The 18628-nt window shown below is 69.4% G+C and carries 14 protein-coding genes; 5 read left to right on the forward strand and 9 right to left on the reverse strand.

What is annotated here, in order from left to right; translation table 11 throughout:
• The 6 genes from BBJ41_RS07910 to BBJ41_RS07935 form a co-directional block, all read right to left on the reverse strand.
• The gene (locus BBJ41_RS07910; protein WP_069746045.1) at positions 1 to 783 is read right to left on the reverse strand and encodes an anti-sigma factor family protein; all 783 of its coding nucleotides are present in this window, start codon (positions 781 to 783) and stop codon (positions 1 to 3) included.
• Positions 780 to 1295, reverse strand: coding sequence for a sigma-70 family RNA polymerase sigma factor (locus tag BBJ41_RS07915; RefSeq protein ID WP_069746046.1), 516 nt, complete (start codon positions 1293 to 1295; stop codon positions 780 to 782). Before BBJ41_RS07915 ends, BBJ41_RS07910 begins: the two co-directional genes overlap by 4 nt.
• Positions 1296 to 1322: 27 nt before the next feature.
• Positions 1323 to 1682, reverse strand: a complete 360-nt coding sequence (locus BBJ41_RS07920) for a COG4315 family predicted lipoprotein (protein ID WP_069746047.1) — start codon at positions 1680 to 1682, stop codon at positions 1323 to 1325.
• 271 nt (positions 1683 to 1953) lie between these two features.
• Entirely contained in the window at positions 1954 to 4950 is a 2997-nt protein-coding gene (locus BBJ41_RS07925) for a beta strand repeat-containing protein (protein ID WP_069746048.1), read from the reverse strand.
• A gap of 522 nt (positions 4951 to 5472) precedes the next feature.
• Entirely contained in the window at positions 5473 to 6717 is a 1245-nt protein-coding gene (locus BBJ41_RS07930) for an NAD(P)/FAD-dependent oxidoreductase (protein ID WP_069746049.1), read from the reverse strand.
• Positions 6718 to 6785: 68 nt separating this feature from the next.
• Complete coding sequence (locus BBJ41_RS07935) at positions 6786 to 7565, reverse strand: ABC transporter substrate-binding protein (RefSeq protein WP_069746050.1); 780 nt, start codon at positions 7563 to 7565, stop codon at positions 6786 to 6788.
• A 381-nt stretch (positions 7566 to 7946) separates the two neighbouring features.
• Between BBJ41_RS07935 and BBJ41_RS07940 the strand changes: the two genes are divergently transcribed.
• From BBJ41_RS07940 to BBJ41_RS07960, 5 genes are all read left to right on the forward strand, one after another.
• Entirely contained in the window at positions 7947 to 8909 is a 963-nt protein-coding gene (locus BBJ41_RS07940) for an ornithine cyclodeaminase family protein (protein ID WP_069746051.1), read from the forward strand.
• The gene (locus tag BBJ41_RS07945; protein ID WP_069746052.1) at positions 8906 to 9700 is read left to right on the forward strand and encodes a helix-turn-helix transcriptional regulator; all 795 of its coding nucleotides are present in this window, start codon (positions 8906 to 8908) and stop codon (positions 9698 to 9700) included. The genes BBJ41_RS07940 and BBJ41_RS07945 overlap by 4 nt, the downstream gene beginning before the upstream one ends.
• A gap of 188 nt (positions 9701 to 9888) precedes the next feature.
• Entirely contained in the window at positions 9889 to 10620 is a 732-nt protein-coding gene (locus BBJ41_RS07950; protein WP_069746053.1) for a DsbA family oxidoreductase, read from the forward strand.
• Between the two features lie 139 nt (positions 10621 to 10759).
• A complete protein-coding gene (locus BBJ41_RS07955) occupies positions 10760 to 12199 on the forward strand; it encodes a DHA2 family efflux MFS transporter permease subunit (protein WP_069746054.1) in 1440 nt (479 codons plus the stop codon).
• Positions 12200 to 12482: 283 nt separating this feature from the next.
• A complete protein-coding gene (locus BBJ41_RS07960) occupies positions 12483 to 13271 on the forward strand; it encodes a sulfite exporter TauE/SafE family protein (protein ID WP_069746055.1) in 789 nt (262 codons plus the stop codon).
• A gap of 135 nt (positions 13272 to 13406) precedes the next feature.
• Here the strand turns inward: BBJ41_RS07960 and BBJ41_RS07965 are convergent, their stop codons facing one another.
• The 3 genes from BBJ41_RS07965 to BBJ41_RS07975 form a co-directional block, all read right to left on the reverse strand.
• Complete coding sequence (locus tag BBJ41_RS07965; RefSeq protein WP_069746056.1) at positions 13407 to 15245, reverse strand: S10 family peptidase; 1839 nt, start codon at positions 15243 to 15245, stop codon at positions 13407 to 13409.
• Between the two features lie 611 nt (positions 15246 to 15856).
• A complete protein-coding gene (locus BBJ41_RS07970; RefSeq protein WP_069746057.1) occupies positions 15857 to 17947 on the reverse strand; it encodes a D-(-)-3-hydroxybutyrate oligomer hydrolase in 2091 nt (696 codons plus the stop codon).
• Positions 17948 to 18085: 138 nt separating this feature from the next.
• Positions 18086 to 18451: a BON domain-containing protein gene (locus BBJ41_RS07975; RefSeq protein WP_069746058.1), complete on the reverse strand. Its 366-nt coding sequence runs from the start codon at positions 18449 to 18451 to the stop codon at positions 18086 to 18088.
• Positions 18452 to 18628: the final 177 nt, after the last annotated feature.

Genomic DNA, 18628 nt, shown 5'->3' on the forward strand with positions numbered 1-18628 from the left:
TCATCCTTTCCACGCATCGGTCGAGCCGCCGAGCGCGCCGCACGCCTCGATCGCGAGCTCGCGCAGGCGCCGTTCGTCGCCGCGGCCGGACAGCGCATAACCCATGCCGCGATCCGACCAGAAATACGTGTAGCGGCCGTCGGCCGACATCGCCTGCGGCGCGAGGCGCCGCGCGTCGTACGCGGTCATGTACAGCGTCACGCGCTCGCCGTCGGCGCGCTGATACATGAGCTGCGCGGCCGGCCCCGCTTCGCCGGGCAGCAACCGGCCGCCGAGCAGTGCATAGCCGTATTCGTCGAGCGACGGCGCGCGCACCGGCCGCCCCACCCGCGCCGACAGCCACGCGTCGAGACGGCCGCGATCGCCCGCGCCGACCTCGACCGGATCCTCGCGATCGGCCGCGTACACCGCATACGCGACATCCGCGCGCGCGGCGAACGCCGGTTCGCTGCCGAACGCCGTCCAACCCGCATGCAGCGCGATGCCGATCAGCAGCCCGGCCGCCAGCCCCGCGCACGCGTACGCGATACCGCGCCGGCGCGACAGGCGGCGCTGCACGAACAGCGCCGACGCCGCGCCAGGCAACGGGAACAGCGCCTGCAGCGCATCGCGCTGCGCGCGGTAATGCGCGAATCGTTCGGCTTCCTCCGGATCGGATTGCAGGCGCTCGAGCACCTCGCGGCGCTCGTTTCCGGACAGCTCGCCATCCAGCAACGCGGACAGCAGTTGCGCCGACGCATCGTCGTCCCGATCGTTCGAAGGCTTGCGCGAATCATCCATCATGTCTTCCCGATCACCCGTAACGCGGCCGAACCGTGCGCAGACGGCTCGTCCGACAGCAGTGCGCGCATCTGGCCGCGCGCCCGCGCGAGCCGCGACATCACCGTTCCCACCGGCACGCCGAGCACCTGCGCGGCGTCGCGATAACTCAACTCTTCGAGTGCGACCAGCAGCAGCACCTCGCGCTGCTCGACGGGCAGCCGGTACAGCGCACGCTGCACGTCGCGCAGCATCAGCCCGCCGATCTCGCCGGTCGGCGCGGCCATGGTTTGCCATGGCGCCGTCGCGTCGTCGACCGCGATCTCGTGGCGCGCGCGCAACTGGTCGATGAAGCGGTGCCGCAGCAGCGTCAGCAGCCATGCGCGCAGGTTGCCGCCGTCGCGCGGCGGCCGGTTCAGCGCACGCTCGAGCGTGTCCTGCACGAGATCGTCCGCCCAGGCCCGGTCGCCCGTCAGCGCGCGCGCATAGCGCGTGAGATGCGGCAACCACACCAGCAGATCCGATTCATAGCTCATCAGGATGCCTCGCGCGCCGCCGCGCCGTCACGGACGCGCGACGTGCCACATGCCGCCGATCCCGTCGCCGCCCATTTCGCCGGCCTTGTGGTCCATCTTCCAGCGATACAGCGGGCGCCCGTGGTACGCCCATTGCTTCTTGCCATCGTCGCGCGCGACGAGGCTCCACGCGCCCGACGCCTTGTCGTACGCATCGGCGATCGCAGGCGGCCAATTGGTCGCGCAGGCGCTGTCGCACGCGCTCTTGCCGGGCGCGTCGCGATCGAACACGTACAGCGTCATGTGATCTTCGTCGACCAGTTTCCCGGCGGCGGCCTGTGGCGGCTCCGCGGCCGCCGGCTGCACGATCGCCGCGGTCAGCGCGGCAGCGAAAAGTATCCGTTTCATTCCCGTTCTCCTTGGCCTGGCATCGCGACACCGCGGCGCCGGACGGGACGATCGGCTTCATCGCGATCATTATCCCGCCGGCCGGTCGTGCCGGGACTCGGTATGTAAACGGACGGCGGCGGCCGGTTATTCCATGCGGCCCCGCATCGGCCATTCGTGCGACGAAAGAAACCGGGAAACCCAAAGAAAACGCGGCATGACATTCCTGTCATGCCGCGTTGCGCGTCCCGTTTCGCGCGGCGGCCGATACGCCGCCGCGCGATCGGGCCGATTACCTCGGCAGTGCGCCCGTCAGCGACTGGAGCAGCGACGTCACCGGTGCGAGCGGATTGTTCGCCGTGCCGGTGCCCGAATGCGGCGTGACCGACAGGCCCGGCGCGGAGCCGAGCGTCGTACCGACCGCCGTGCCGACCGAATTGACGACCGTTGCCGTCGCATTGGCGCCCGTCGTCAGCAGCGAGCCGACCGCGCCCGCCGTGCCGCCGGCCGCGTTCGCGCCCGAGCCGAGCAGGCTGCCGCCCGCCGAAGCCGCCGAACCGGCCGCACCCGTCAGCGCGCCGGCCGCCTGCCCGAGGGCTGCCGGACCGTTCGCGAGTGCGCCCGTCACCGAGCCAAGTGCACCGGTCAGTGCGCCGGCCGGGTTGCTGCCGCCCGTCAGGCCGCTCACGAGGTTCGTGATCGGTGCGATCGGGTTGCTGCCCGCCGCGCCCGTCAGCGTGCCGACGACCTGGTTCACGACGCCTTGCACCGGCGCCAGCGGGTTCGAGCCGCCGAGGTTGCCGAGCGTGCCCGTCACCGAGTTCAGCGCGCCCGTCAGTGCGCCGGCCGGATTACCGCTGCCGAGCGCGCCCACGACGGAGCCGACCGCGTTGCCCAGTGCGCCCGTGGCCGTGCCGACCGCGTTGGTCAGCGTACCGGCCGCGTTGCTGCCGCCGAGCGTGCCGACGACCTGGTTCACGACGCCCTGCACCGGAGCCAGCGGATTGGACCCGCCGAGGTTGCCGAGCGCGCCCGTCACCGAACCGAGTGCGCCGGTCAGTGCGCCGGCTGCATTGCCCGTGGGCAACGCGTTCTGCAGACCGTTGACGAGGTTCGTGATCGGTGCGATCGGGCTGCCGCCACCGGCACCCGACAGCGTGCCGACGACCTGGTTCACGACGCCTTGCACCGGCGCCAGCGGGTTCGAGCCGCCGAGGTTGCCGAGTGCGCCCGTCACCGAGTTCAGCGCGCCCGTCAGCGCACCGGCCGGATCGCCGTTGCCGAGCGTGCCGGCGAGTTGCGTAACGACGCCCTGGACCGGTGCCAGCGGGCCGCCCGCGCCGCCGACGTTGCCGAGCGTGCCCGTGATCGTGTTGACCGCGTTGCTCAGTGCGCCGGCCGGGTTGCCGCTGCCGAGCGTGCCAGTGACCTGGTCGACGACGCTCTGGATCGGCGCCAGCGGGTTCGAGGCGCCGCCGAGGTTGCCCAGTGCGCCGGTGACCGTGCCGAGGGCGCCGGTCAGTGCGCCTGCCGGGTTGCCGCTACCGAGTGCGCCCGTGACTTGGTTCACCACGCCTTGGACCGGCGCCAGCGGGCTGCCCGCGCCACCGATGTTGCCCAGTGCACCCGTTACCGTGCCGAGCGCGCCAGTCAGTGCGCCTGCCGGGTTGCCGCTACCGAGTGCGCCCGTGACTTGATTCACGACGCCTTGAACCGGCGCTAGCGGGCTGCCCGCACCGCCGAGGTTGCCCAGTGCACCCGTGACCGTGCCGAGGGCACCAGTCAGCGCGCCTGCCGGGTTGCCGCTGCCAAGTGCACCCGTGACTTGGTTCACGACGCCTTGAACCGGCGCCAGCGGGCTGCCCGCGCCGCCGATGTTGCCCAGTGCACCCGTGACCGTACCGAGCGCGCCGGTCAGTGCGCCTGCCGGGTTGCCGCTACCGAGTGCGCCCGTGACTTGATTCACGACGCCTTGAACCGGCGCCAGCGGGCTACCCGCGCCACCGATGTTGCCCAGTGCACCCGTAACCGTACCGAGCGCGCCGGTCAGTGCGCCTGCCGGGTTGCCGCTACCGAGTGCGCCCGTGACTTGATTCACGACGCCTTGAACCGGCGCCAGCGGGCTACCCGCGCCACCGATGTTGCCCAGTGCACCCGTAACCGTGCCGAGGGCACCAGTCAGTGCGCCTGCCGGGTTGCCGCTACCAAGTGCACCCGTGACTTGATTCACAACGCCTTGAACCGGTGCCAGCGGGCTCCCCGCGCCGCCGATGTTGCCCAGTGCGCCAGTGACCGTGCCGAGAGCACCCGTCAGTGCGCCTGCCGGGTTGCCGCTACCGAGTGCGCCCGTGACTTGGTTCACGACGCCTTGGACCGGCGCCAGCGGATTCGAGCCACCACCAACGCTACCCAGTGCACCCGTCACCGTACCAACCGCGTTGCTCAGCGCGCCGGTCGCCGTATTCAATGCGCCGGTCAACGCACCGGCCGGGTTACCGCCACTCAACGCACCCGTGACCTGATTCACCACGCCCTGGACCGGCGCCAGCGGGCTGCCCGCGCCGCCGATGTTGCCCAGTGCGCCCGTGACCGTGCCGAGAGCGCCGGTCAGCGCGCCTGCCGGGTTGCCGCTGCCGAGCGCACCCGTCACCTGATTCACCACGCCTTGAACCGGCGCCAGCGGGTTCGCCCCACCGCCGACGCCACCCAGCGCACCGGTCACCGTGCCGAGTGCACCGGTCAACGCGCCTGCCGGGTTGCCGCTGCCGAGCGCACCCGTCACCTGATTCACCACGCCTTGAACCGGCGCCAGCGGGTTCGCCCCACCGCCGACGCTGCCCAGCGCGCCCGTTACCGTGCCAACCGCATTGCTCAGCGTCCCCGTCGCCGTATTCAGCGCACCGGTCAACGCACCTGCCGGGTTGCCGCCGCTAAGCGCACCCGTCACCTGGTTCACCAGGCCCTGCACCGGCGCGAGCGGCGTCACCGTGCCGCCGCCACCGCCGAGTGCGCCCGTCACCGCGCCCACCGCACCCGACAGCACCTGGCCGGGATCGCCGAGCGACGTCTGGATCGAGCCCGACCCGCCCGCGGCCACCGTGACCGAACCCAGCGGCGACGTGCCCGTCGCGACCAGCCCGACCGATACGCTGTTCGTCGGCGGATTGACGATCACCTGCGGAATCGGCAGCGCATCGAGAACCCCCGCCACGGCTGAACCGGAAGCGAGTACCCCGAACACCGTCGCGACCGACAGCGCCACACCCGTCAATTTAAGATTTTGTCCCATCCTTATTTACCCCATCTCGGTTGGCACTACGTTGATAAAGCATGGGGACGGATTGCATGAAGCGTGCCAATTCAAAAAACGGGATTGATTCGTCTGCCTATTGCCTCGCAATAACGCTTTTTTAATCGATTTCCGGCGAAATACGCGGGTTGCGGAGTTCGAATCATCTGACGAAACTGGCCGACGGAGCGCGGATGTAACGTAACGTTTGCGAGCCCCGTGGTAACGTGTTCCGGTACATTCGCGTAACACTGGAACGTCCGGTCGGGACCGTGCCCGGCGTCGTCATCGCCGGCTGCCAATTGCGCATTTCAGCAATATGAAAATGCATTGATGAATCGCGAATTTGCTGATTTTATTTATTGCACGATTTCTTTCCGGTCGATTACGCAGATCATTTCCGATTGCGCAGCTTTCGACAATGTGGACAGCCGAATGAAAAACTGTGACGGCCGCATTGCGACCGGAGCACGGGAGCGACGCGCGCGACGGCGGCCGGGGCCGCATCGCCGCGCCGCAGGTTCAGCCGAAACGCGCGGGCCGGTACGGATGGGGATCGATATAGGTCGGCGCGCCCGTCATCATCTCGGCGAGCAGGCGCCCGGTCGCGGGGCCCAGCGTGAGCCCGTGATGACAATGGCCGAACGCGAACCACAGGTGGCGATGGCGCGGCGCGGGCCCGATCACCGGACGCATGTCCGGCGTGCACGGCCGCATCCCGAGCCACGGCTCGGGATCGAGCCGTTCGCCGATGCCGAACGCGTCGCGCGCGAGCGGCTCGGCGCGCGCGAGCTGCACGCCGGTCGGCGGTGCGCCGCGCAGCGCGATCTCGACGCCGGTCGTGAGCCGCAGGCGGCCGCCGTCCATCGGCGCGACGACGAAACCCTCCTCGGTATCGCACACGGGCACGGTGAGCGGCGTGCGCGTCGGCTGGTAATGCATGTGGTAGCCGCGCTTCGCGCGCAGCGGAATCCGGTAGCCGAGCGGCGCGAACACGTGATCGGACCACGGCCCGAGCGCAACCACGGCCGAACGTGCCGAGATCGGCCCGTGCGCCGTACCGACCCGCCAGCCGTCATCCACCTGCGCGAGCGTCGTCGCATCGCCGAGCACGAAGGTGCCGCCGTCGCGCTCGAACAGCCGCGCATAGGCCTTCGTCAGCCCGCCCGGGCTCGACACGGTCTTCGGGTCCTGCCAGTGGAATGCGCCGCAAAACGCATCGCTGACGCCCGGCTCGCGATCGCGCAACGCACGTGCGTCGAGCACGGTCATCCGCAGCCCGTGCGCGTCGGCCACACGCTGCTGCACGCGCGCTTCCGCGTCGAACAGCGCCGGCGAACGGAATGCCTCGATCCAGCCGCCGTCGTGCACGAGCGGCTGCGCGTCGGTACGCGCGAGCAGCGCGTCGTGCTCGACGACGCTCGCCTCGACGAGCGGCAGCAAGTCCCGCGCGGCGGCCGCGAGCCGCTGCGGCGACGATTCGCGCCAGAAGCGCGCGAGCCAGCCCGCATACGCGGGCAGCGCGCGATAGTCCCAATAGAGATCGACCGAGCGGTTGCGCGCATAGCGCAGCAGCGTGCCGAGCCTGCGCGGAAACGCATACGGCACGACCGACGAGCGCTCGATCAGCCCGGCATTGCCGTGGCTCGTTTCCTCGCCCGGCTCACGCCGGTCGACGAGCGCGACGCGCAGCCCGCGATCCTGCAGATGCAGCGCCGACGACACGCCGACGATGCCGGCCCCCAGAACGATGACGTCGAAATCCATGTTTCCCCGTGCTGCGTCGAAAGTCGATGCGACACGCGCCGGCACCGCCGGCCGGCGCGCGGCCGTGCTTACTTCGCGACGATGTCGCGCTTGAAATACTTCTGCGACAGCGCGCTCAGCGTGCCGTCCTTCTTCAGCGCATCGAGCGCGCCGACGATCTTCGCCTGCAGCGCCTTGTCGTTCTTGCGCATCCCGAAGCCCGTGCCTTCGCCGAGCGTCGCCGGATCCTTCAGCGCCTCGCCGACGATCTGGTAGTCGCGGCCGGCCGGCTTGTCGAGGAAACCGTCCTGCGCGGTCTGCGCTTCCTGCACGGCCGCGTCGAGACGCCCCGCGACGAGATCGGCGTAGATCTGGTCCTGATCCTGGTACGACACGACGGCCACGCCCGCATTGGCCCAGTGCGCCTTCAGGAAATCCTCCTGCGACGAGCCCTGCAGCACGCCGACGTGCTTGCCGCGCAGGCTCGCGACGTCGGGCCGCAGCGGCGAGCCGCGCTTCGCGACCATCACGATCGGCACCACGTAGATCGCCGGCGTGAAGTCGATGCTCTGCCGGCGCTTCGCGGTGATGTTCATCGCCGAGTTGATCGCATCGAACTTGCGCGCCTGCAGCGCCGGAATCAGGCCGTCGAACGAATTCTCGACCCACACGCATTTCATGTTCAGCTTCGCGCACACCGCGTTGCCGATGTCGACGTCGAAGCCCTGCAGCTGGCCGGCCGGCGTCTTGCTCTCGAACGGCGGATAGGCGGCTTCGATTCCGAAGCGCAGCGTGGTCTGTTCCGCATGGGCCGTGACGGCCGCGCACGCGAGCGCCGCGGCGGCGCAGAGGGAAAGCTTCCAGTTCATGACGGGTCCTTCTGTTCTCGATGGGGGCGATGAAGAGCGGTCGCGCGACGCCCGCACCGGGGCGCCGGATCGGCATTCGATGCAGACGGCCGCCGCACGGCGGCACGCCGTATCCTGCATGCGAAATATAGACTCAAAGTCTACTATAGACTATAGGGGATACGAGAATCGAGCCTCGTCTCGCCGCGCCGGAATGTCATCGCTCATCAAAAACATCGTTGATTTTTCGGTGTTTTTCATCGAGCCCCCAGCGATACGAAATCCCGAAAAGAAAAATTCTCCCGTTTTTGTTTGTCTATATTAGACTTTTCGTCCATCACGAACACTGCCGGACACCGCCTTTCGAGACCGTGCCGTCCGGCCCCGACCGGAGATGTCCCCATGACGCAAACCGTCCCGCCCCTGCCGCTGACCGTCGACGAAGCCGCGGTGCGCGCAGCCCTGCCGTCGCTCGACGTGCTCGGCACGCTGCGCCGCATGTTCGCCTCGCTCGCCTCCGCGCGCGCGGTGCAGCCACCGCAGACCCTCACGCTGTTTCCCGACCAGGCCGGCGACTTCATCACGTATCTCGGCGCGCTCGCCGACGAGCAGGTGTTCGGCGCGAAGCTGTCGCCGTACGTGGTCACGGGCGGCAAGCCCATCGTCACCGCGTGGACCGCATTGATGTCGATGCGCACCGGCCAGCCGCTGATGTGGTGCGACGCGGGGCTGCTGACCGTCGAGCGCACGGCCGGCACGACCGCGCTCGCGGTCGACTGCCTCGCGCCGTGCGACGCGCGCCATCTCGCGATCGTCGGCGCGGGCGCGGTCGGCCTCGCGCACCTGCGGCACACGGCGGCGCTGCGCGACTGGGAGAAGATCCGCGTGTACTCGCCCGCGCTCGCCGGCGACGCGGCGCTGCAGGCGACGCTCGCGCAGCTCGACCCGCGCGCGCGGGCCGCCGCGAGCGTCGACGCCTGCGTGCGCGACGCGGACGTCGTGATGCTGTGCACGTCGTCAGGCACGCCCGTGCTCGGCGACGGCATGCTCACGCGCCCCGCGCTCGTCACGTCGATCAGCACGAACGTCGCACGCGCGCACGAGATCCCGCCCGCGTGGCTGCCCGACATGGACGTGTACTGCGACTACCGGCACACGACGCCGGCGAGCGCCGGCGAGATGCAGATCGCGGCGGCCGACCACGGCTGGGCCGCCGAGCGGATCGTCGGCGATCTTCCCGCGCTCGTCGCCGGCACCTGCGCGGCGCCGTCGCGCGCGCGTCACGCGTTCTTCCGCTCGATCGGCCTCGGGCTCGAGGACATCGCGATCGCGCACGCGCTGTACACGCACCTGACGCGCGCATGAGCATCACGCGCGCGCGGGGCCGATACAATGGCGCAACCGCCGCCGCGGCCGCGCGCGGGCGCACGGGCATGCCGGCCACCGGCGCGCCCGCACGCCGTCCCGATGCGCCGCCCGGCCCACGCCCACCCGAGATGGCGACACCGATGCGCAAGAAGCAATCCCCCGTCAAAGACCTGCTGCTCACCCGCTACGCGCCGATCGCCGACGGTATCGCCGCGCTGTTCTTCCCGTACGCGGAAGTCGTGATCCACGACCTGCACGACCAGACCGTGCTGTATCTCGCGAACAACCTGTCCAAGCGCGAGATCGGCGACGATTCCGCGCTCGAGGAAATCGATCATTCGGCACGCGAGCGCGTGATCGGCCCGTACGAGAAGCTGAACTGGGACGGCCGGCGGATGCGCTGCGTGAGCAACGTGCTGTTCGACGACGAAGGCCGCCCGGCCGGGATGATGTGCATCAACTTCAACATCGCGGTGTTCGACGAGGTGCGTGCGACGCTCGACCTGTTCATCAAGGGCGCGGGCGTCGTCGCGCAGCCCGACGAGCTGTTCCGCGACGACTGGCAGGAACGCATCAACACGTTCCTGCACGGCTGGCTGCGCGAGCGCCAGGTCGGGCTGAACGGGCTCACGCGCGAGCACCGGCGCGAGCTCGTCGAGGCGCTCTACGCGGAAGGCGCGTTCCGCGGCAAGAGCGCGGCGAACTACGTCGCGAACGTGCTCGGGATGGGGCGCGCGACGGTCTACAAGCACCTGAAACACCTGAAGGAAACGCAGGGCGACGCATAAGCCGCAAGCCGCTTGCCGCCCGAGCCGCTTGGCCGGAACAGGCGGCGGCCGGCAGCGGTAATCGCTATCGGAGCGCGGCTTCCGTGTCTATGCTTCCTGATACGTCGGGCACGAACCCGGCCGCGACGAAGCGTCGAAGCACAAAGTGATATAGTCCCGGTTACATTTTTTGCTGCCCTGAACCGCCCATGACGACCGCTCCCGCCCCGACCGCCCGCCCGACCCTGACCGTCGAAATCTGGTCCGACCTGATCTGCCCGTGGTGCTGGATCGGCAAGCGCCGCTTCGACGAGGCGCTCGCCAGGTTTGCGCACGCCGATCGCGTCGACGTCGCGCTGCGCGCGTACCGGCTGATGCCCGGCCAGCCCGTCGAGCCGGTCGAGGCGATGCTCGCCGGCAAATACCGGATGTCGCCCGCGCAGGTCGACCAGATGCTGCGCCAGGTGACCGACGCGGCTGCAAGCGTCGGGCTGCACTACGACCTGCCCGGCACGCTCGTCGGCGACACGCTCGACGGCCACCGGCTCGTGAAGCTCGCGGAAGCGACCGGCCGCGCGCACACGCTGACCGAGCGGCTGTACCGCGCGTATTTCTGCGAACACGGCTCGCTGTTCGATCACGCCGAGCTGACCGAATTCGCGGTCGAAGCGGGGCTCGAGCGCGCGGCCGTCGAAGACGTGCTGCGCAGCGACCTGTACCGCGACGAAGTCGAAGCCGACATCGCGCGCGCCGCGCAGATCGGCGGGCGCGGCGTGCCGCTGTTCGTGTTCGGCGGCCGCTACGCGGTGTCGGGCGCGCAACCGGCCGACGCGTTCGAGCAGGCGCTCGACCAGGCGTGGCGCGACGGCATCGTCGAACTCGCGGGCGACGACGCGGCCGCCTGCGGCCCCGACGGCTGCGCACTGCCGGCGCGCTCGTAACACGACGCATCACGCCCGCCCCGAGCGTTCGGTCCGGGCGCGCCGCTACGCGTCTCTGCTGCCACAAACCGGCAGGAAGCCCGTGCCGACGACGTCTACAATGCATCCTTTCAGATAACTATCAGAAGGCTGCAAGCCCATGACCCACGGGATTCACGGCGAGAAGCGCTGGTACGCGCTGATCGTCCTCTGCCTCGGCGTGCTGATGATCGTGCTCGACAGCACGATCGTGAACGTGGCGCTGCCGTCGATCAGTACCGATCTCCACTTCACCGAAACGGCCCTCGTGTGGGTCGTCAACGCGTACCTGCTCACGTTCGGCGGCTGCCTGCTGCTCGGCGGCCGGCTCGGCGACCTGTACGGTCAGCGGCGCATGTTCCTCGCGGGCCTCGTCGTGTTCACGCTCGCGTCGCTCGCCTGCGGCCTCGCGCAATCGCAGACGATGCTGATCGCCGCGCGCGCGGTGCAGGGGCTCGGCGGCGCGGTCGTGTCGGCCGTCTCGCTGTCGCTGATCATGAACCTGTTCACCGAACCCGGCGAACGGGCGCGCGCGATGGGCGTCTACGGTTTCGTCTGCGCAGGCGGCGGCAGCATCGGCGTGCTGCTCGGCGGGCTGCTGACGAGCTCGCTGTCGTGGCACTGGATCTTCCTCGTCAACCTGCCGATCGGCATCGCGGTCTACGCGATGTGCGCCGCGCTGCTGCCGCGCATGCGCGCGCCGGCCGGCGCCGCGCGGCTCGACGTCGCGGGCGCGATCACCGTGACCGGGTCGCTGATGCTGGCCGTCTACGGGATCGTCGGCGGCAACGAGGCCGGCTGGCTGTCGACGCAGACCGTCGCGCTGATCGGCGCGGCCATTGCGCTGCTTGCGCTGTTCATCGCGATCGAGGCGCGCGCCGCGCATCCGCTGATGCCGCTCACGCTGTTCGCGGCGCGCAACGTCGCGCTCGCGAACGTGATCGGCGTGCTGTGGGCGGCCGCGATGTTCGCGTGGTTCTTCCTGTCCGCGCTCTACATGCAGCGCGTGCTCGGCTACGGGCCGCTGCAGGTCGGCCTCGCGTTCCTGCCGGCGAACCTGATCATGGCCGCGTTCTCGCTCGGGCTGTCGGCGCGGATCGTGATGCGCTTCGGCATTCGCGGCCCGATCGCCGCCGGCCTGCTGATCGCGGCCTGCGGCCTCGCGCTGTTTTCGCGCGCGCCGGTCGACGGCGGCTTCGTGGGGCACGTGCTGCCGGGCATGACGCTGCTCGGCATCGGCGCGGGCGTCGCGTTCAACCCGATGCTGCTCGCCGCGATGAGCGACGTCGACCCGGCCGATTCCGGGCTCGCGTCGGGCATCGTCAACACCGCGTTCATGATGGGCGGCGCGCTCGGCCTCGCCGTGCTCGCGAGCCTCGCGGCCGCGCGCACCGACGCACTCGCCGCCGCGCAGGCCGCGCCGCTCGACGCGCTGAACGGCGGGTACCACGCCGCATTCGCATTCGGCGCGGCGTTCGCCGTCGCGGCCGCGCTGATCGGCCTCGCGCTGCGCATCCGGCGGCAAGGCGCGGTCGAAGGCGTCGGTCCCGCGACGCACTGACCGGTCGCAGACGGAGCCGGCCGCCGGCACCGCACACGGGCGCGCCTCGTCGCGCCCTTTTTTCGTCTTCAGGGTCCCGCCTGCCGCGCAGCCCCTCGCAGCGTGCCGCTCCGGCCGCTTCGCCGGCCCCGCCCCGGTTCGAACACGCGTTTCACCGCCGCACGCCGCACGCACCTTCCCGGCCGATTTTTAACGCAGTCGTACACCGACCCGCCACATTTGCGACAATGGCGGACTTTGACCCACGCGCCGCCGCCGAACGCCGCACAACCGCCTGCTTCCGATGTCGCTCCCCCATATCGACCTGCTGTACTCCCTGTCCGGCCTGTTCGTCGGCATCCTCGTCGGCCTGACAGGCGTCGGCGGCGGTTCGCTGATGACGCCGATCCTCGTGCTGCTGTTCGGCGTCCACCCCGCGACGGCGGTCGGCACCGACCTGCTGTACGCGGCCGCGACCAAGGCCACCGGCACGCTCGTCCACGGCCTGAAAGGATCGATCGACTGGCGCATCACGGGCCGGCTCGCGGCGGGCAGCGTCCCGGCCGCGGCGCTCACGCTGTGGTGGCTGCACACGCACGGCATGAACACGCCGGGCACCGCGCGGATGATCCAGCTCGTGCTCGGCATCGCGCTGCTGCTCACGTCGCTCGCGCTGATCTTCCGGCCGCAGCTCACCGCATTCGCCGCGCGCAACCCGCTCGCGCCGAGCCCCGCGCGCACGCTGTGGTCGACCGTACTGACGGGCGCCGTGCTCGGCGTGCTCGTGTCGATGACGTCGGTCGGCGCCGGCGCGATCGGCGTGACCGTGCTCCTGCTGCTGTACCCGATGCTCGCGACGTCCCGCATCGTCGGCTCCGACATCGCGCACGCGGTGCCGCTCACGCTCGTCGCCGGGATGGGCCACTGGCTGCTCGGTTCGGTCGACTGGTCGATGCTGCTGTCGCTGCTGCTCGGCTCGCTGCCCGGCATCGTGCTCGGCAGCCTGCTGTCGGCGCGCGCGCCCGAGCGGCTGCTGCGCAACCTGCTCGCCGCGACGCTCGTCGCGGTCGGCGTGCGGCTCGTGCTCGCGTAAGCGGCGCGGCTGCCCCTTCCTGCCCGGCCGGCGCGACGCGCCGGCCCATCGCCAGCCTCTCCAAAAAAACAGCCCGATCGGCCTGCGCCGATCGGGCTGTCGTCCATCCGGGGCGGCATGCGCCGCCCGCGGCGCTTACTGCCCCTGCTGCTGCAGTTGCTGCTGCTTGAGCTGCTGCGTGCGCGCCTGCAGTTTCAGCACGCGCTGCAGCGCGGTGCGGTTCGCGAGGATGCCGTCGTAGAAGTTGGCAAGATCGCCCTTCAGCGCGGTCCGGGACGCGTCGTTCAGGTAGATCATGTGGCCCGACGGGTAGTTCTTGATCGTCAGGTTCTGCGCCTTGATCGTCGGATCGAGCGGCATCTGCGCGAGCGTCAGCTCCGTCTGGTGGAACGGCGTGACCGCGTCGAAATAACCGTTCGCCGACAGCACCTTCAGGTCCGGGTTCACGCTCATCGTCGACGCCAGGTCGCCGGCCGTGTACAGCGTATTGCCGCCGCCCTTGTTCGCGCCGGTCGGGTCCGTGTGGCTGAAGTCCCAGTTGTTGAAGACCTGGTCGTTCAGGTCCACGAACGACGACGTCGACGTGTACTTGAGGTCGGTGTTGATATAGCTGTTCCACAGCACCGTGTACGCGCCGCCGACGTTCGAGATCGACGGATCGTTGCTGCCCGAGTTCGGCAGGATGTACGGCGCGATGCCCTTGCCCGTGAAGTTCGCGCGACCGTCGTACTGGCCGATCTGCGTGCCCGGCACGAGCGTCAGGAAGAACGTGTACGGCGGGTTGTCGTTGGACGACGGCACGTTGCCGAGCGCGGCCGGGTTGCCGAAGGTCTGGATCAGCGACGTCGGGTCGGTGCCGATGTACGAACCCATCTGCTGCGCGGTCTGCAGGTTCAGGTTCAGCCGCACGTTCACGAAGCCGCCATCCTGCGGGTTCGGCTTCTGCGCGAGCGGCGCGAGCGTGTTGTCCGCGTAGTTGCGGGCCTGGACCATGTACGCGTCGAGATCGGTCGGCGTCGGGTTGAGCGTCGTCTTCTTCCAGTAGAACGCATCGGCCGCGAGCGTCGGGAACGTACCCGGCGCGGACAGCGCGTTCGCGTAGTCGAGAATCGACGACTGCAGCGTGATCCCGTTCAGGTCGATGCCGTCCTCGTGCAGCACCCACGACACGACCGCGCTGCGCGCCGTGCCGTACGACTCGCCGTACAGGAACTTCGGCGAATTCCAGCGCGAGTACTTGGTCAGGTAGCGCTGGATGAAGCGGTCGATCGAGCGCGCATCCTGGTCGGTGCCCCAGAAGTCCTTGTTCTTCGCCGGGGCGACGGCCGTCGAGTAACCGGTGCCGACCGGGTTGATGAACACGAGGTCGGTGCGGTCGAGCAGGCTGTCCGGGTTGTCGAGCAGCTTGTACGGCGCGGGCGGCGTGAAGTTCGGGAACGACGACTGCAGGCGCTTCGGCCCGTACGAGCCGAGCAGCAGGTAGACCGACGACGAGCCGGGGCCGCCGTTGTAGAAGAACGTGACCGGGCGCGGCTTCGACGGGTCGGGATTGTCCTGCGTGTACGCGACGTAGAACATCTTCGCGTTCGGCGCCGACGTGGCCGGATCGATCGTCGTCAGGTGGCCGGTGGTGGCCGTGTACTTGATGGTCTTGCCGCCGATCGTGACCTGGCGGTGCACGACGGCTGCGCCTTCCGTCGAATCCGTGACCGCGTCGTTCGGCCCGGTGCCGTACACGTCGGTGTCGACGTACGGCTGGTCGGCCGCGGCGGCGGCCGTTGCGTTGGTGCTGGCCGACGAGCTGCCGTTGGACGTCGTCGCGGCCGCGGCGGCGGCCGAAGCGGACGGGCTCGGCCCGTCGTCGCCGCCGCACCCCGTGACGAGCAGCGCGGCTGCCGCAGCCGCGGCGAGCGGCACGCTCAGTGTCGTTCCGAATAGCGCGAAACCGTCTTTCAAGGACTTCCGTGTCGTCATTATTGCCTCTCGAACAGAACGATAAATACCGCCGGTCGCAAAGGATCGTTTGCGCCGGCGCTCCGCACCAGGAATGCATTCGTTATGCGACGCACTCCGAGTTTTTTACCGGATCGGCGAATACCGACCGGCATGATTTACCCCACCCATATTTTTGCGACTGCACAATGGAATCAATTCCATTGCAAACGACAATTCAATAATCCGCGGCAATACGGAGTCATTTCACCTTTCCGCAGATGCACAAAATCACCGGCAAAAGAATGCCCCGCAAAGCCCGCCGGATAAGGCGGCTTCGCTGCGAACGGACGAACAATCCCCCTCGGCGAGACACCGATTAATCGCAAAGCGGCGACCAATCGCGTTCGAGCCGATTTAATAAAATCGAAAGGATCGATTAACCAAACGGAAAGGAATGTTCTCGTATCAGGAATTTATTAAATTAAGTGAAAATACCGGCGCATAATAGGTTCCGGATTTATGGCCGTAAAGTAATAATTTGTTACGGCGCTCGCCATTCGGATAAAAGGCGGCACGGGACCGATTCCACTCCCGAAAAGAAAAAAGCCGGACGGCTGTCCGGCTTCGTGATGGCGGCGCGGCGGGCGCCGTCAGAGCGGCACGTCGATCGCGCCGGCGCCGGCCGTGATTGCGTTCGCGCCCGGCGCGGCCGAGATCGGCGGCAGGTTCGCGCTCGTCAACGCGGGCGCGGCGCCCGGCGTGCCGCCGCGCGGCACCGTGCGGATCACCTGCGACGGCGGCAGCGGCGCGCCGTTCTTCAGGTGCCGCCACATCAGGTTCAGCGCCTGCAGGTTGTAGTAGTGCACCGGCACGAAGCGCGTGTCGAAGCCCGCGACCGGCAGGAACGCGTCGAAGTGCTGGCCGTTCGTCACCTCGTAGAACACGAGCTGGCTGCGGCTGCCCTCGCTGATGCCGTTCTGCGCGACATAGGCGCGCGACGCGTGGTTCACCGGCACGAGCGCGTCGTTGCGGCCCTGCACGATGATCGCCGGCTTGCCCTGCAGGTTCGCGTTCACGCGCACCGCGTCGACGTTCGCGGGCATCCCGAGCATCCCGTTGGTCCACAGCTGGCGCAGGCACAGCGCGCCCGCGAAGCTCGCATCGGGCGTCGCGAGCCGGTGGTCGACGCCCGCGCCCGTGTTGAACACGAGGTCGATGCCGGCCGTCGGCGGCACGCCGTTGCCGAGCCCGAACACGGCCGGCATCGGTGACGCGGCGGGCGGGGCGACCGTCCCGGTCGCCGCGCTCGTCGTCGCGAAGCTGAAATTGCACAGGTTGTCGGTGACGCGCGAGCGCGTGTACGCGTTCGCGTAGGTGACGGCGATCGCCGGAATCGCCTGCGAATCCCACATCGGCGCCTGCAGCAGGTCGGAATCGGCGAGGTAGCCGGCCGCGTGGAGCTGCGCGAGCGCGTCGGCGGCCTGGCTCTGCGTGTCGCCGCCCGACACGAGCCCGGCCGCGGCGAGCGTCGCGCAGCGCTGGGTGCGGATCGACTGCGTGGTGGCGGCCGGCAGCGCGCTCAGGTACGGCGCGCCGGCGAGCGACGCGGACGCGGCCGCGCACGGCTCCAGCAGGTTCGCGAGCGTCGCGTAGTCGGCGAGCGGCCGGCCGAACGACGGCACGGGCTGGCCGCCCGTGCGCACGATCGCGTTCGGCGCCATCCGCACGTTGATCTGCGGTTCGCCGACCACGACCGCGGTGATCCAGCCGCGCGTGTCCTGCTCGGCGGCCGCGAGCGACGCGCCGCCGCCGTTGCTGACGGACGCCGCGATCGTCGTGATGTCGCCCGCGCGGTAGCGCACGCCGTGATGCGAGCCGTCGATCAGCGGTCCGAACTGCTCGTTGAGCGCCCAGTAGGCGAACTCGACCGACTGCAGCGTCACGCGCCCCCAGTCCTGCTCGGGATTCTGCTGCGAATGCGCGTGCTTGAACGCATAGCGGTTCGGGAAGCGGTTGTTGAACGCGGCGAGATCGCCGCTCGTCACGTTCGCGGTGAACAGGCTCGCGGTGCCGGCGAGTACCGCGTTGGCGAGCGTGCCGTCGATCAGCGTGACCGTGTCGGAGCCGAGCTCGTGCGCGCCGTTGCCGCCGCCCTTGTCGTTGTAGGCCACCGCGCAGCCGCGCTTGAGCGCCCACTCGCCGGCCGCGGAGATCGCACCATACACGCCGCGCGAGCCCGACGACGTCGCAGTGACGATGCACGGTTGCGCGGGATCGAAGCTCGCAGGCACCTGCACGAGCAGCGTCACGTTCTTCGTGCCGCTGCCGTCGTCGGAATACGCGAGATATTCGGTACCGGGGATCTTGCCTTCGCCGAGCGTATCGTTGCCGTCGAGGTCGACGTTCGGCCCCCAGAAGCGGCCGTAGCCGCCGTTCGCGCTCATGTCGACGAGCGCGCGATAGTTCGACCAGATCGCGAGGCGGCGCAGCTCGGCGCTCGTCGGCCGGGACGCGTTCGCGAAGCCGGGCGCGCTCGCCGTGCCGAGGCCCGTCTTGCCGAGGCCGGCGGTCAGCAGATCGTCGCTCGCGCCGTCGTAGGCGGTCGTGCGCACGCTGCCCGACACGAAGGCCGGCAACCGGTTGCGCTCGCCCGAATCGTCGCCGTTGCAGGCGCCCAGCATCGCGACAGCGGCCAGCGCCGCACCGAAAACCATCCGCCTGCCCCACCCGAGCCTCGCCATCGCCGCCCTCTCGATATCGTTATCGGTCCGCCGCCGCGTCGCGCGCGGTTCGCGGCCTCTGAAGCGCAAACGGGCCCCGGCACGCCGGGGCCCGCCTGAAAGCAGGCATACGCGGCGCTCGCGCGCCGCTGCCCGGCGTTACTGCTGCTGGACCGTCAGCTTGTTCGCGACCGACGTCACGCCCTTCACGCCCTTGGCCGCGGCTTCGGCCTTGTCGATCTGTGCCTGTTCGGGCATCGTGCCCTCCAGCGTGATCGCGCCGCCCTTCGAACGGACGACCAGGTTCGACACGTTCACGCCGGATTCCTTCGAAATCGCCTTGCGCACGGCGTAGCCGAGCTTGCGGTTCGCCTTCTTCGCGGTTTTCGCAGCGGCCTTCGGCGCGCTGGTCGCGGCTGCCGGCGCTTCGGTTGCCGCCGCATCGCTCGACTGCGCATACACGCTGCCCGACAGACAGGCCGCCACGGCCGCAACGCCCAACGCTCTCAACACGATCGACTTCATGCTATCTCCTTGTAACTCCGGAACGGCCGTGCACAGTACGGCCGGATACCCCCAAAGACAGCCGGCCCGCGCGCGAACGGGCGGGACAGCCGGTGATTTCCACGGCGATGCGAGAGAGGCGAGACGGGCCGGCAGCCGGCGCGCGCAACAAGCGGGCCGGCCGGGCCGGACAGCCGC

This window comes from Burkholderia stabilis (genome assembly GCF_001742165.1).
Taxonomy (GTDB): Bacteria; Pseudomonadota; Gammaproteobacteria; order Burkholderiales; family Burkholderiaceae; genus Burkholderia; species Burkholderia stabilis.

Excerpts from the sequence above, each read along its gene's own strand:
- BBJ41_RS07910 (WP_069746045.1), bottom strand. The coding sequence starts at position 783 with ATGATGGATGATTCGCGCAAGCCTTCGAACGATCGGGACGACGATGCG.
- BBJ41_RS07915 (WP_069746046.1), bottom strand. The coding sequence starts at position 1,295 with ATGAGCTATGAATCGGATCTGCTGGTGTGGTTGCCGCATCTCACGCGC.
- BBJ41_RS07920 (WP_069746047.1), bottom strand. The coding sequence starts at position 1,682 with ATGAAACGGATACTTTTCGCTGCCGCGCTGACCGCGGCGATCGTGCAG.
- BBJ41_RS07925 (WP_069746048.1), bottom strand. The coding sequence starts at position 4,950 with ATGGGACAAAATCTTAAATTGACGGGTGTGGCGCTGTCGGTCGCGACG.
- BBJ41_RS07930 (WP_069746049.1), bottom strand. The coding sequence starts at position 6,717 with ATGGATTTCGACGTCATCGTTCTGGGGGCCGGCATCGTCGGCGTGTCG.
- BBJ41_RS07935 (WP_069746050.1), bottom strand. The coding sequence starts at position 7,565 with ATGAACTGGAAGCTTTCCCTCTGCGCCGCCGCGGCGCTCGCGTGCGCG.
- BBJ41_RS07940 (WP_069746051.1), top strand. The coding sequence starts at position 7,947 with ATGACGCAAACCGTCCCGCCCCTGCCGCTGACCGTCGACGAAGCCGCG.
- BBJ41_RS07945 (WP_069746052.1), top strand. The coding sequence starts at position 8,906 with ATGAGCATCACGCGCGCGCGGGGCCGATACAATGGCGCAACCGCCGCC.
- BBJ41_RS07950 (WP_069746053.1), top strand. The coding sequence starts at position 9,889 with ATGACGACCGCTCCCGCCCCGACCGCCCGCCCGACCCTGACCGTCGAA.
- BBJ41_RS07955 (WP_069746054.1), top strand. The coding sequence starts at position 10,760 with ATGACCCACGGGATTCACGGCGAGAAGCGCTGGTACGCGCTGATCGTC.
- BBJ41_RS07960 (WP_069746055.1), top strand. The coding sequence starts at position 12,483 with ATGTCGCTCCCCCATATCGACCTGCTGTACTCCCTGTCCGGCCTGTTC.
- BBJ41_RS07965 (WP_069746056.1), bottom strand. The coding sequence starts at position 15,245 with ATGACGACACGGAAGTCCTTGAAAGACGGTTTCGCGCTATTCGGAACG.
- BBJ41_RS07970 (WP_069746057.1), bottom strand. The coding sequence starts at position 17,947 with ATGGCGAGGCTCGGGTGGGGCAGGCGGATGGTTTTCGGTGCGGCGCTG.
- BBJ41_RS07975 (WP_069746058.1), bottom strand. The coding sequence starts at position 18,451 with ATGAAGTCGATCGTGTTGAGAGCGTTGGGCGTTGCGGCCGTGGCGGCC.